Origin of the sequence: Alteromonas sp. 07-89-2, assembly GCF_013113925.1 — a bacterium.
Taxonomy (GTDB): domain Bacteria; phylum Pseudomonadota; class Gammaproteobacteria; order Enterobacterales; family Alteromonadaceae; genus Alteromonas; species Alteromonas macleodii.
This window is the reverse complement of the sequence record NZ_VTYM01000012.1, coordinates 59,230-72,360: the sequence shown is the minus strand read 5'-3', so window position 1 is coordinate 72,360 and position 13,131 is coordinate 59,230. Positions and strand designations below refer to the sequence as shown.

The following is a 13,131-nucleotide window of genomic DNA, read 5'->3' as shown; positions in this document are numbered from 1 at the left end:
GATTAGTCCTCTAACTTGATATCAGCGCGGTTCATTAGGAACTGAGAAAGCATGGGCACTGGACGGCCTGTTGCGCCTTTGTTCTTACCACTGCGCCATGCCGTACCGGCAATATCAAGGTGAGCCCAGTTGTACTTCTTAGTGAAGCGCGACAAGAAACAACCTGCGGTAATTGAGCCTGCTGGGCGACCACCAAGGTTGGTCATGTCGGCAAACGGGCTTTCAAGCTGTTCTTGGTAATCGTCCCATAGCGGTAAACGCCATGCGCGATCTGAGCTTTGCTCTGATGCATTAAGTAGTTCGTGAGCAAGCGGGTTGTGCGTGCTCATTACAGCTGTCGCATGGTGACCAAGTGCAATAATCGCTGCGCCAGTTAGCGTGGCTACGTCAATCACTAGCTCTGGGTCGAAGCGCTCTACGTAAGTTAGCGCGTCACACAATACCAAACGGCCTTCGGCATCAGTATTTAGTACTTCAACGGTTTGACCCGACATAGTCGTTAGAATGTCACCCGGGCGGTACGCTTTGCCATCTGGCATGTTTTCACAGCCTGCCAATACGCCAATAACGTTAATGGGCAGGTTAAGCGCCGCGATAGTGTGCATAGTACCAAGTACGCCTGCAGCACCACCCATGTCGTACTTCATCTCATCCATGGCTTCGCCAGGCTTAATTGAAATACCGCCTGAATCGAACGTAAGGCCTTTACCTACAAGTACAATTGGGGCTTGATCAGCTGGGCCACCGCGATGATGCATAATACTCATCATGCTTTCGTTGTCTGAACCACGACCTACAGCCAAATACGCTTGCATACCAAGCTCGGCCATTTGGGTTTCATCAACGACTTCAGCGGTTACGCTGTCGTACTGGCTGGCAAGCTCCTGCGCTTGCTGCCACAGATACGCTGGGTTACAGATGTTTGGCGGCATGTTAGCCACGTCTTTGGTCACTTTCGCACCGCGAGCAACCGCTAAACCGTGTTCAACTGCACGTTCACCCACAGTAAGTTCACGGCGTGTTGGTACGTTAAATACAATTTTACGCAGTGGGCGACGTGGTTCGCCTTTCTTGGTTTTAAGCTGCATAAAGGTGTAAAGCGTGTCTTCAGTTGCTTCTACTGCCTGACGTACTTTCCAGTAGGTATCGCGACCTTTAACGTGAAGTTCGGTAAGGAAACATACCGCTTCCATTGAGCCTGTTTCATTCAAAGTTTGAATGGTTTTGGCAATAATGTTTTTGTACTGACGCTCGTCTAATTCGCGCTCTTTACCACAACCGACTAGAAGCACGCGCTCGCTTAGTACATTTGGCACATTGTGTAGCAACAACATTTGGCCGGCTTTACCTTCAAGGTCGCCACGGCGTAACAAGTTGCTGATATAACCTTCACTGATTTCGTCTAGCTGTTCAGCCACTGCCGTTAGGCGGCGCGGCTCGAAGACACCCACAACAATACATGCGCTGCGTTGCTTTTCAGGACTGCCACTTTTTACACTAAACTCCACGATATCACCTCGCTTTTCGTCGTTTATGGTTTGCACGATGACTAAAATCACGTAACGTTTCGCGCTGCTTTATGTTTTAATACGCAGCATAACTTTTTAGTTCGCTGCAATTTACGCTTAAAGACCTATTGAATATAGGTTAAATTTGCGTCAAAACACCATGCAAACGGTTTATGATTGCAGGCAAAACTTGTAAAAACGGTAAGTTTAAACAAAATTGTGCTTTCTTTCACTAAAATTCCTAATTTTCCGGAAGGGCTGAGATGCTGATATTCCGCTATTTACTTAAGGAAACGCTGAAATCTCAGTTAGCGATTTTCTTTATCCTAATGGCAATTTTTGTCACCTTGCGATTTGTGCGCGTTTTGGGCGACGCCTCGGACGGTGATATTCCCGCTGGGCTAGTGCTAGGCTTCCTAGGTTTATATGCCCCTATCCTCTCTTCATTAGTGCTGCCTATCAGCGCCTATTTGGGCATTATGCTGGCACATGGCAGGCTGTATGTAGACAGTGAAATGACCGTAATGCGAGCCTGTGGTATCAGTGAATGGTATGTAACGCGGGTAATGCTGTTCTTGTCTGTACTTATCATGATAGTCACAGGCGCAATTACCCTTTATTTCGCGCCAATGGCTGCAGAGAACGAATATCAGCTGCGAGAAAAAGCCAGAAATGAGGCGGGAATTTCGGCGTTAATGCCAGGTAGATTCCAGCAAACCGGTAACGAAAAAGCGGTTATTTTTGTTCACGATGTAGACAACAACGATAAGCTACAACGTGTGTTTTTATCGCAAAATCAAACAGACGATAGCGAAGGCGACGTGCGCGTTGTGTATGCGCAAACTGGTGAAGTGGCAAATAACCCTGACGGCACGCGAAACCTTGTACTGAAAGAAGGGGTACAGTACGAAGGAAAGCAATCTGAAAAGGCTTTCCGCAAAGTAGAATTTGACGAATACCAAATTCAGATTGCCGATAAACCTGCCGACGAAACTCGTCGTAAGGTAAGCGTACTGCCTACTAACGAACTGTGGGAAGACGACAGTATTGAAGCCAGAGCAGAACTTCAGTGGCGTATTGCCATACCGCTTTCCATTCCGTTTTTAGTACTGATTGCTGTGCCGCTAAGCGCAGTCGACCCGCGTCAGGGGCGCTTTGGTAAAATGTTCCCTGCCATTCTGCTTTACTTGGGATACTTCTTGTTGCTACTGGCAAGTAGACGAGTGCTTGAAGACGGCAAAATGCCACCTCAGCTTGGCTTATGGTGGGTGCATACCATCATGCTGATTATTGGTGTCATGTTGATTGTGCGAGACAGAAAAACCGGCACTGAGCTTCGCGCTTGGATATTGGGGAAAAAGTAGATGTTTAAGATCCTCGATTTATATATCGCCCGTACGCTGTTAGGCACTATTACCGTTACGCTTAGCGTACTTATTGGCTTAAGCGCGCTTATTAAATTTGTAGAACAGCTGCGAAAAATTGGCGAAGGCGACTATGACATGCTGGTCGCTTTTATCTACGTATTGCTAAGCTTGCCTCGCGACTTAGAGCAGTTCTTCCCTATGGCAACATTGCTAGGCGGCCTTATTGGCATGGGCGTACTGGCTAGCAATAGCGAATTGGTAGTGATGCAGGCCGCAGGTATGAGCCGCTGGAACATCATAAACTCAGCCATGAAGTCGACCCTTGTAATGATCTTATTAGTGATGGCCGTTGGCGAGTGGGTAACACCGTACAGTGAAACCAAGGCAAAACAGATAAGAACTGAAGCTATTTCAGGCGGTAGTTTATTTTCTTCCGATAAGCTGGTGTGGGCAAAGGATGGCGACCGATTTGTAAGCATAGGTCAGGTGTTAAGCCAAGACTCTCTCAAAGATGTGAGCATATTTAGCTTTAACCCTGACTTGTCGCTAGAGAGCATTACTCACGCTAAAAATGGGGCCTTCGACGGCGACGGTTGGTGGCTAAGCGACGTTGAAGTAACCAAGTTTACTGAAACGAATGTTACGGTAGATGAAAATAACCGCATGCGTTGGAATTCAACACTGACACCAGACAAACTAGGCATTGTTGCGGTTAAGCCAGAGGCTTTATCTATTACTGGGCTGCTGGATTACGTGAACTACCTAGACAACAACGACCAAGACCCTTCTCGTTATCAACTCGCCTTGTGGCGCAAGGTATTCCAACCTATTTCGGTAGGCGTAATGCTGTTAATGGCATTGTCGTTCATCTTTGGCCCGCTGCGTAGCGTTACAATGGGCGCACGCGTGATCATGGGCGTACTGACAGGCTTCGGTTTCTTTATTCTCAATGAAGTATTTGGTCCAGTGAGTTTAGTCTATCAACTGCCTCCGTTCTTAGGGGCTCTGCTACCAAGCTTGCTGTTCGCGGCCATTGCAGGGGTAATGTTGAGGCGTTGATCACCTATCAGCATTCATCTAATTCAATAGTCAAAACTAATAAAAAAAGAGGCCTTACAGCCTCTTTTTTTGCGATTTTTTAGCGCCTTACAAAGCACCTTTACCAGCTCTTGTGGTCGTTCGCTTCTTTGGTCAGCTTCAACACTTCAGTCTTTGCCAGTCGGTCTTGCAGTGATTGTTTATTTTTAAGATCAAACAAAACAAGTAAGGTGCCTAGACCTCCCAACGATGCTATCAGGCGAATGAACAAGCGCGGCCAGGTCATTGGTTCTTCAACCGTGCTATAAATTCGCAAACGCCACGCACGCATACCTAGGGTTTGCCCGCCCCTGCGCCAGAACCATAGGAAAAAGCCAGCTATCCACAAACCTACCCACGTTTGAATAAGCAGTTTATAGCCAAAAGAAGCCTGAATAAGATCGGCAGGTTCTGCATAGCCTTGTAGGTCAAGGGCCCCGTTTTTTAGCATAACCACCAGCGTTACGATCATGACCATGGCCGCACACATGCCTACAGCAGTAGCTACTAGTGTATCGTAAATCATTGCCAATAAGCGTCGCACAAACCCCGCTCGCTCAAGTGATGAACTGCCTGATTCTGAGTTGGGCGTGTTTTTATCATCCTTCGTTTTTAGAGGACTTGATGATGGGGACTTCTTCTTGGCTTTTTTGTCGTGTCTCGCCACGGGCTTCTCTTCGCTTCATTAACAACAGCGTTTATTTTGACACAAGCACCAGATAGCTTAAACAACATAAGCCTTAGTTAACGGCATTTAATAGTGCAATAAGCAAAGAAAATGATTTCCACCTTTTTGCATCCATTAACCATTGTTAATCGTTATTGCTATTACAAACGGATAATGGACGTAAATACGGTGACAGCAAAAACTCTGGTAACAACACTTCTCGCTAGCTCATTTTCGCTCGGTATAGGCGCTGCAATGGCGTTAGACGACCCCGAAGGTGATATTGAGCATATTCGAGTACGTGGTGACTCATCTGTAAAAGACGGAGAGTTTATCTCGGCTTCGCAGGGATGGGTGTCTGGTGACACCTTGATTGAACGCCCAATGTTGCGCGCCGGTGAAATACTCGAATTCATCCCAGGCATGATGGTGACCCAACACAGCGGTTCGGGAAAAGCCAACCAGTACTTTTTGCGTGGATTTAACCTAGACCATGGCACTGATTTCACGGTGAGTGTAGACGGTATGCCAGTGAACATGCGAAGCCACGGACATGGCCAAGGCTACAGTGACCTTAACTTTATTATCCCCGAATTTATCGACAATCTAAGCTACTTCAAAGGCACCTATTATGCCAACATCGGCGATTTTTCTAGCGCTGGCGGGGCGTTCTTCAATTTAAGAGATTCACTTGAGCAAAACCAGTTGTTCTTAGGCTTAGGAGAATATGGGTTCAAGCGCGCTGTTGCATTAAATCACTTTGAAGCAGGAGAGAGCCGCGTTGTTACAGCGCTGGAATATCAAACCTATGACGGCCCGTGGACTGACGTTGACGAAGATGTAAAAAAGAAAAACGCCCATATTCGTTATATTACGCCTTTGTTAGACGGTCAACTCGCCATTACAGGAATGGCCTACGATAATAGCTGGAACGGTGCTGACCAAGTGCCTGAGCGCGCTATTGAAAGCGGCTTAATAGACCGTCTTGGCTCTATCGATACTCAAGTTGGCGGCGATTCGTCTCGCTATAGTCTCTCCGCAAACTATACCAGTGATACATGGAATGCTTCACTGTATGCCATAGATACAACGCTGAGCCTTTTTTCTAACTTTACTTACTTCCTTGATAACCCTACGACTGGCGATCAATTCGAACAGGCCGACGACCGAAAAATTTACGGTGGTGAAATATTCACTACCCTTCCCATGGCGCTTACGGATGGAAGCAGTATTACCTTAGGCGGCCAGTGGCGTTTCGACGATATTGAAAACGTGGGTTTGTATCGCACCCAAAACTTAACCCGCTTTGGCACTATCCGAGAAGACGAGATTAACAGCAACAGCTATGCACTTTTTGCTCAATCAAACATCGTGCTAAGTGACGCATTAAGCCTTTCATTAGGAGGCAGATACGATTACTTAGATGTGGACGTTACCAGCAGTCTTGGGGCCAATTCAGGTAGCGAAAGTGACGGTTTATTTACCCTTAAAGCAGGCTTGAAGTACGGTGTATCAGACCAACTCACCGCATTTGCCAACATTGGGCAGGGCTTTCACTCTAACGATGCGCGAGGAGCAACAATTAGCATAGACCCGGTAAGTGGTGACGCCACCGAAGCAGCTCCCTTATTGGTAAAGAGCCTTGGCTATGAAGCGGGCGTTAACTATACCGATAATAAAACCTATAACCTGTCTGCTGCCCTGTGGCGCCTAGAGCTTGATAGCGAGCTGGTATATGTTGGTGATGCAGGCTTTACTGAAGCCAGTCGCCCCTCCGAGAGACACGGCATTGAAGTGAGTGCCTACTACTGGATAAGCCATCACCTAACAACAGACATTGAAGCTGCGTGGACCAAGGCACGATTTAGCGACAGCGTTGAAGGCGAAGGCCGTCACATTGATGGCACCGTGCCAGGTGTGGTGAGTGCAGGGCTAACCTACTATCAAAGAAGTAACCAACTAGGGTTCAGCTATACCCTACGAGGCCGCTACTTAAGCTCTCGCACCGTAGAAAGTTTCGATGAAATTTCACCGCCATCAACATTTTTGATTAATGCTCAAATTGCCTATCGCCAGCCAACTTGGGACGTAACACTAGAAGTACTCAATGCCCTAGACAGTGACGATCACGATATTGATTATTTTTACGCATCTAGGCTGCCCGGAGAGCCAGAAGAAGGGATTGAGGATTTGCATTATCACCCGGTAGAGCCAAGAAATGTTCGCCTTACCTTTTCAATAAAGTATTAATACATAAACGCTTTACTGTTTGGGGAGCTGTCTATTGATTAGGTAACCATTCAGGCAGTTGTATATAAAACATGCTACTTTAAGAAGTAGCCGCCAAACCGTTAAAACAATAAACACATGGCCGCGCCATAACGATAAAAATAGGAGCAACAATGGAACACGAAACTCTGTTTCCTCTGCTGTGTAAAACCGCAGACGGCGACAAAAAAGCGTTCGCAGAGCTTTATAATATAACAAGTCCACAGCTCTACGCTGTTGCTTTGAGGCTTTTGAAACGCCCTGAACTCGCTGACGAAGCAACACAAGACGCCTATATAAAAATTTGGCATAACGCCGGTAATTATCAACGAGGCAAAGGTACGGTACTTACCTGGATGGTCAGTATAGCTCGCTATCGTGCGCTCGATTTAATCCGCTATCACAACGTAAGAAATGAAGTCGAATTAAATGATGACGCACCGTCAGGTATGGAAACCACACAATCAATAAAGTTAGAGGCAGAGCAAGCAAAGTTGGCCTCTTGTTTAGATGAACTTGATGGACCGCAGCGTCAGGCTATCCATTTAGCCTATGTGAATGGCATGTCGCATCAAGAGGTGGTAACTCACTTGGCGTCACCACTTGGAACAATTAAAAGCTGGATAAGACGAGGCTTGCAAAGCTTGCAGAGGTGCCTATCACTATGAATTATTTAAAAGAAGAGCGATTAAACGCCCTCGCCGCTGAGTATGTAGTTGGAACGCTGCGCGGCAAAGCGCGTACGCGCTATCAAAAGTTAATGATGCAGTATCAGGCTGTTAGCGATGCAACCGCACAATGGGAGCAATACCTTACTGGATTTGCTGAAACCTTGCCTCCGGTGACACCACCTGACAGCGTGTGGGAGAGCATACAGGTGAAGCTTGGCCACAAAGCGGCCAACGATACAGAGTTTGTCGATCAAACGACTAACGCAAAACCAAGTAGCGACAATGTAGTTGATCTTGAAAAAGAAAAGCAGAAACGCTGGAAGAACTTATCGTTCATATCCACCGCAGCTGCAATGGTGTTAGCCGTATTGCTTTTCGTCATGCAACCTGTGCCTACCCCAGAGGTTTCCCATATCGCCGTCGTCAACAATGCTGATAGCACGCCATTGTGGGTAATAGAAGTTTCTGACACGACAATGAACGTTAAGGTCACCGATGCATTTGTGGCGTTAGCAGACAAAGACTATGAGCTTTGGATGGTGCCGGCAAACGGCGAAGCACCAATTTCTCTCGGCTTGATGCCTGAAGTTAATGGCGACACGCGCGTGACACCAGATATCTTGCTAGATCAAAGTATCGCGGCGTTAGCAGTGAGCTTAGAAGCACCAGGCGGCTCGGTAACAGGCGCACCAACGGAAGTGCTATATATAGCGCCGATTGTTTCAGTGTAATTTTACGCACAAAGCAGCACACCAAAAGGCCACGAAACGTGGCCTTTTACTTTTTATAAAAACTTTATTTTAATTTTTTAAATATTTTTGCATCTAAGGTGAAACCTCAGTCGTTTGGTCTCTTGAACTCATAAAAAAACAGAGAGACTCGACATGATCCAATTCAAACGCAAAACTTTGTCACTGGCTGTCGCCGTGACATGTGCAGCTGTAACTGCGGGCGCACTAGCATCAAGTCACCGAGAAGCACCGAATATCACTCGCCACCCAGCGTTAGATAGCACCGACTTTTATGCTTTCAATAGCTATGAACAAGGCCGTGAAGATTATGTGACTTTCATAGCAAATTATATTCCACTGCAAGATGCCTATGGTGGCCCTAACTACTTTGCAATGGACCCGAATGCGCACTACGCCATTCATATTGATAGCGATGGCGACGCGGTTGAAGACTTAAGCTTTGTTTTTAAGTTTAACAATATGCTTGCTGCCGATAACGAAGGTATTGCCCTACCAATAGGCCCTGAAGGCGAGCAAAAAATGGTGAAAGTGCCGCTTAAAAATGTAGGCGGTATCAGCGCAGATGACTCAAGCGCAGCAAACTTCTCAGAAATGTACAGCCTTACTATGGTAAGTGGCGACATGCAGACAGGCACGCGCACTACTCTTACTCCCGCCATGGGCGATATGTTTAAAAAGCCGCTTGATTACATTGGTAATAAAACCTTTACCAGTGAAGCGGAATACGCACGATATGCTGAAAGCTTCATTTATTCGTTCAGTATCCCTGGGTGCGATGACATGGCCAAAGTATTTGTTGGTCAGCGTAAAGACCCCTTCGTTGTTAACTTAGGCAAAACATTCGACTTGGTAAATTATGTACCTGTTGAGGGCGACAGCGCACCGGGCGCAGGCGATGGTGAAGGTTTTCCTGGCGGTATAACGCAAAGTGCCATGAATGATGACTTAGCCGATAAAAACGTAACAGCGTTATCTATTGAAGTACCCAAGGCGTGTGTTACAGGTGAAGGTAATGGCGTAATTGGTAGCTGGACCACGGCAAGCTTGCCGCAAGCGCGTATCCTAAACCCTGATGCTACTTTTGCGAAACCTGAGACTAATGGTGGTGCGATGACTCAAGTGTCTCGTTTAGGTAGCCCGCTAGTAAATGAGCTTGTTATCGGTATTGGCGATAAAGACAAATTCTCTACTTCTCACCCAAGTGCAGACGGTCAATTCGCTGATTATGTAACCCACCCTTCTTTACCAGAACTACTGAACATCCTGTTTAAAGATGCAGTGAATACTACGCTGGGTACGGATATTGAGACCCTTGCGCCGACGAATTTCCCGCGCATGGACTTAGTGACAGCGTTCCTTACAGGTTTCCCAGGCGTTAACCAGCAAGCAACGGTTACAGCATCAGAAATGCTGCGCCTAAACACAGGGATCCCAGCAACACCAGCCGAATCGCAGTCAGCATTTGGTGTTGCAGGCGATGACTTAGCAGGATTCCCGAATGGTCGCCGCCCAGGTGATGACGTGGTTGATATTGCCCTTCGCGTAGTCATGGGCCGCTTGTGCTACCCCATCCCAGTAGCAGGTGAGGATACAGATCTTGGCCTTTGTACGCCAGAGGACGCCAGCGTGGGTAATGTACCTTTCACTGATGGTGCACCTGTAGATGCAAGCATGATTGATTCATCGTTTCCTTACCTAAAAACACCACTTGCTGGCTCTGAATAAGGAGATCCATCATGTCTATGAAGATTAGGTTATTTAACAAGAATCCAAATGCCCCCGCGTCTATGAAGTCGGCTCAAGCCCCTTTGCAGAAACATAAGTTGTGGGTCATTTCTGGATTGGTGCTAGCGCTAACTGGTTGTTTCGATATTGATGACGATAACGATTATCAAGCGCCAGAAGAAAATGTAGCGCCCGTAGCCGTTGATGAAATGCTAACGACGCAAGCAGATATTGCGTTTGATGGCACGTTGACAGCAACCGATGCCGATGGTGATGCACTTACCTTCGGGCTTGGTGAAAACGGTACGTTAGGTAATGCAGAAGTTAATGCTGATGGCAGCTTTACCTACACACCTAACGCTCAGGTAACGGGTAGCGATAGCTTCACATTCACCGTTTCTGACGGCGTAAATCCAGAAGTTACCGCTACTGTTAGCGTTACGATTGAGGCACAGCAGGTATCGTTCTCTAGCTATACCCGTGACGCCTTTAATCAAGCACCAACCGATGAACCTCTGCCAATTAACGGGCGCGAGTTCACCCAAGATGCTGACGACACCACGTTCGATGATTTATTGATTGGTCAATAACGAACGGTCAGTACACAGTGTCAACCGTAAAGCCAAGGACGGCTTTTATAAAGGAAGTTCTGATGAAGTTGATGAGAAGCAGTACTCTCATACTCCCTATAATGAGCGTATTGTCAGCCCTAACAGTCTGTTCGGTATCTGCTCAGTCTGAAAAACTCAATTATGATACCGTCATCGCAACGTGGCAGCCTCAACAGCTATCCATAGCAAGTATCGACGAAGCGGAAAAAACTTTAACTTCAAGTAGATACCTTCAAGCAAAAGGTGATGAGAGAGAGCGTATTGTTAGGTTCACGAACATAATGCGACAAAAATTCGATTCGTTGAACGCGGGTCAAAAAGAGCGTTTAGTTGTTTTAGAAGCTCGACTACTTCAAGGCATTCATAAGTTCGAACAAGCCAAGCAACACCTTAATCAAATAGCCCGCTTTCGCTCTCCAGCTGCACAGTTATTGTTGGCAGATATAAACGTTCAGCAAGGTAACGCTAAAAAGGCGAAAGAAAACTGTGAAAAGCTGGTAGGGCAAACAAGTTTTTTAATCGCTTTCACGTGTATGGTTAACGCTGATTTTTCACAAAATAAAGACGTAAAATTTTTGAAAAAGCTTAGCGCTTTTGAGACCTACACGAGTACAGTGAGACCTGCGGAGCGCCAGTGGTTTTATGAAGTACTTGCAGACATGTCGCTTCAACTTGGTAACGCTGAAGCCGCGCTTGAGCATTTGTCACAAACAGAATTCAAAAAGCTACCTATAAGCGCAATGTTAGTTTGGGCCGACGCACATTTTGCGTTGAATAACTATAAGGCAGTGAGTTCTGGGTTTAGCAACTCCGTACCCGATATATTGACAGCCGACGATGGCTTGCTACTTAAATGGGCCATTGCGGAACGAGCGCAAGGTATTGTGCGCTCTGAAGTACAAACTCAACTTGCTAAGAACATGGAAATTCGAGTGTGGCGAGAAGACAGTTCTCACGCCGCACAGGTCGCCACTTACTTTTTAGAGATTGAGCCCAATTACCCACTGGCGCTTAAATTTGCCGAAATAAACTGGCAATACGCACAGTCATTAGATGACAAAAACCTCCTAGAGCGCGCTCGCCGTGCTAATGAAGTATCGACCAATGCTTAAAGTTCTCCCGCCCTTCAGTAAACGAGTCATGATTAGATTTATCACACTTTTCATCTTTGCCGCCTTCAGCGTTTTCACGCATTCACACGAACTGAGTAACGGCTACTTAACGCTTAAAAACGATTCAAATAACACTTTGTCTGGCGAGCTTTTGCTAAAGCCTGAAGATATAGGACAAGCAGCAGGGCTAGATAGTAATAATGACGGTAATTTGACCTGGGGTGAAGTCAACAGAAACCACACTATGGCAAACGACTATATCCAAAACCACCTAGTGATTCGAGATAGCGAAACGCGATGTACGGTTAGTATTGCTCCCCCTTCTATACGAGATATATCTGCAGAGTCATTACTGGTATACCCGCTGTCGGTAAACTGCGTATATGTAAACGAAGTATCGATACAATACACTGGCATAGTTAGCGATTTTCCCACCCACAAGCTACTCACAACGGTAACGTTAAACGATCACACACGTGTTTATGTACTAAGCGATGAACGCTCTTTTATCACTGCTTCTGCTACAGGAAACAGCTGGATTTCGCAGTTTGGGGAGATGGTTTATCAGGGAATTTGGCACATTTTCATTGGGCTAGACCATATACTGTTTTTGGTTGCTACGTTGCTCACCGTTAATCTTTACAGGGAGAATAAGAGCTGGGTGAAAGAGCAAAGCAAAAGGCACATTATAAAAAGTACGGTGATATTAGTAAGCACGTTTACGTTAGCGCACTCGATTACATTAACTGCTACAGCACTGGATTTTATTACGCTAGATAGCCGTATTGTTGAGCTAGGCATTGCTATATCAGTGGCTATAACTGCGCTTAACAATGTGTACCCTATCATCATGCGTTTAGGATTTATTACCTTTGGGTTCGGCCTACTCCATGGAATGGGATTTGCGAGCGTGTTTGGCGACCTTAATGCCCAGTCGGGCAGCTTGGTAATGAATGTATTCGCTTTTAATATAGGGGTAGAGCTGGGTCAACTTGCCATAGTCACGCTGCTATTGCCCTTACTTATCTTACTTAGAAACGTAAGGTTATATTCAAAAGCCATAATGCCAATTGCATCGTCAGCAATCGCGGTAGTAGCGATTAATTGGACGCTTCAGCGTTGGTAGAAATGCTCGTTCTGTTGATTAATAAGAAATAGATAAAGCAAAATACGCTTTTGAACAATCTTTCGGCACTTAATCACAAAAAGCTTAAAAAGTTGTTGTATAGGCGCGCCGCATCGCTATAATGCCATGCATCAACACCACGTTGATAACCATACACAATGCCAGTGTGATGGAATTGGTAGACATGACGGATTCAAAATCCGTTGCTAGCGATAGCGTGGCGGTTCAAGTCCGCCCACTGGTACCA

The 13,131-nt window shown here is 46.2% G+C and carries 11 protein-coding genes and 1 tRNA gene; 10 read left to right on the top strand and 2 right to left on the bottom strand.

The window, feature by feature from the left end:
- Positions 1–2: 2 nt before the first annotated feature.
- Positions 3–1,508 carry a leucyl aminopeptidase gene (gene pepA / locus F0261_RS09910; RefSeq protein ID WP_014950602.1) on the bottom strand — a complete coding sequence of 502 codons (1,506 nt, stop codon included), beginning with the start codon at positions 1,506–1,508 and terminating at the stop codon, positions 3–5.
- Between the two features lie 263 nt (positions 1,509–1,771).
- Here pepA and lptF point away from each other — a divergent pair, with 263 nt between their 5' ends.
- Both lptF and lptG read left to right on the top strand, forming a co-directional pair.
- The gene (gene lptF, locus F0261_RS09905) at positions 1,772–2,872 is read left to right on the top strand and encodes an LPS export ABC transporter permease LptF (RefSeq protein ID WP_049588260.1); all 1,101 of its coding nucleotides are present in this window, start codon (positions 1,772–1,774) and stop codon (positions 2,870–2,872) included.
- Entirely contained in the window at positions 2,873–3,934 is a 1,062-nt protein-coding gene (gene lptG / locus F0261_RS09900) for an LPS export ABC transporter permease LptG (protein WP_168463472.1), read from the top strand.
- Positions 3,935–4,034: 100 nt separating this feature from the next.
- Here lptG and F0261_RS09895 read toward each other — a convergent pair whose 3' ends face one another.
- Positions 4,035–4,619 (bottom strand): RDD family protein, encoded by a 585-nt coding sequence (locus F0261_RS09895; RefSeq protein WP_171337865.1) that lies wholly within the window; start codon positions 4,617–4,619, stop codon positions 4,035–4,037.
- A 174-nt stretch (positions 4,620–4,793) separates the two neighbouring features.
- Between F0261_RS09895 and F0261_RS09890 the strand changes: the two genes are divergently transcribed.
- The 8 genes from F0261_RS09890 (at position 4,794) to F0261_RS09855 (ending at position 13,131) form a co-directional block, all read left to right on the top strand.
- Positions 4,794–6,869 (top strand): TonB-dependent receptor, encoded by a 2,076-nt coding sequence (locus F0261_RS09890; protein ID WP_171337906.1) that lies wholly within the window; start codon positions 4,794–4,796, stop codon positions 6,867–6,869.
- Between the two features lie 152 nt (positions 6,870–7,021).
- Positions 7,022–7,555: a sigma-70 family RNA polymerase sigma factor gene (locus tag F0261_RS09885; RefSeq protein ID WP_069944842.1), complete on the top strand. Its 534-nt coding sequence runs from the start codon at positions 7,022–7,024 to the stop codon at positions 7,553–7,555.
- A complete protein-coding gene (locus F0261_RS09880) occupies positions 7,552–8,289 on the top strand; it encodes an anti-sigma factor (protein ID WP_171337864.1) in 738 nt (245 codons plus the stop codon). Before F0261_RS09885 ends, F0261_RS09880 begins: the two co-directional genes overlap by 4 nt.
- Before the next feature lie 153 nt (positions 8,290–8,442).
- Entirely contained in the window at positions 8,443–10,035 is a 1,593-nt protein-coding gene (locus tag F0261_RS09875; RefSeq protein ID WP_171337863.1) for a DUF4331 domain-containing protein, read from the top strand.
- An 11-nt stretch (positions 10,036–10,046) separates the two neighbouring features.
- A complete protein-coding gene (locus F0261_RS09870) occupies positions 10,047–10,625 on the top strand; it encodes an Ig-like domain-containing protein (RefSeq protein ID WP_171337862.1) in 579 nt (192 codons plus the stop codon).
- 62 nt (positions 10,626–10,687) lie between these two features.
- Complete coding sequence (locus F0261_RS09865; protein WP_171337861.1) at positions 10,688–11,758, top strand: hypothetical protein; 1,071 nt, start codon at positions 10,688–10,690, stop codon at positions 11,756–11,758.
- A 28-nt stretch (positions 11,759–11,786) separates the two neighbouring features.
- Entirely contained in the window at positions 11,787–12,884 is a 1,098-nt protein-coding gene (locus tag F0261_RS09860; protein WP_171337860.1) for a HupE/UreJ family protein, read from the top strand.
- 160 nt (positions 12,885–13,044) lie between these two features.
- A tRNA-Leu gene (locus tag F0261_RS09855) sits at positions 13,045–13,131 on the top strand.

Excerpts from the sequence above, each read along its gene's own strand:
- F0261_RS09885 (WP_069944842.1), top strand. The coding sequence starts at position 7,022 with ATGGAACACGAAACTCTGTTTCCTCTGCTGTGTAAAACCGCAGACGGC.
- F0261_RS09890 (WP_171337906.1), top strand. The coding sequence starts at position 4,794 with ATGGACGTAAATACGGTGACAGCAAAAACTCTGGTAACAACACTTCTC.
- lptF (WP_049588260.1), top strand. The coding sequence starts at position 1,772 with ATGCTGATATTCCGCTATTTACTTAAGGAAACGCTGAAATCTCAGTTA.
- F0261_RS09865 (WP_171337861.1), top strand. The coding sequence starts at position 10,688 with ATGAAGTTGATGAGAAGCAGTACTCTCATACTCCCTATAATGAGCGTA.
- F0261_RS09860 (WP_171337860.1), top strand. The coding sequence starts at position 11,787 with ATGATTAGATTTATCACACTTTTCATCTTTGCCGCCTTCAGCGTTTTC.
- F0261_RS09875 (WP_171337863.1), top strand. The coding sequence starts at position 8,443 with ATGATCCAATTCAAACGCAAAACTTTGTCACTGGCTGTCGCCGTGACA.
- F0261_RS09880 (WP_171337864.1), top strand. The coding sequence starts at position 7,552 with ATGAATTATTTAAAAGAAGAGCGATTAAACGCCCTCGCCGCTGAGTAT.
- F0261_RS09870 (WP_171337862.1), top strand. The coding sequence starts at position 10,047 with ATGTCTATGAAGATTAGGTTATTTAACAAGAATCCAAATGCCCCCGCG.
- lptG (WP_168463472.1), top strand. The coding sequence starts at position 2,873 with ATGTTTAAGATCCTCGATTTATATATCGCCCGTACGCTGTTAGGCACT.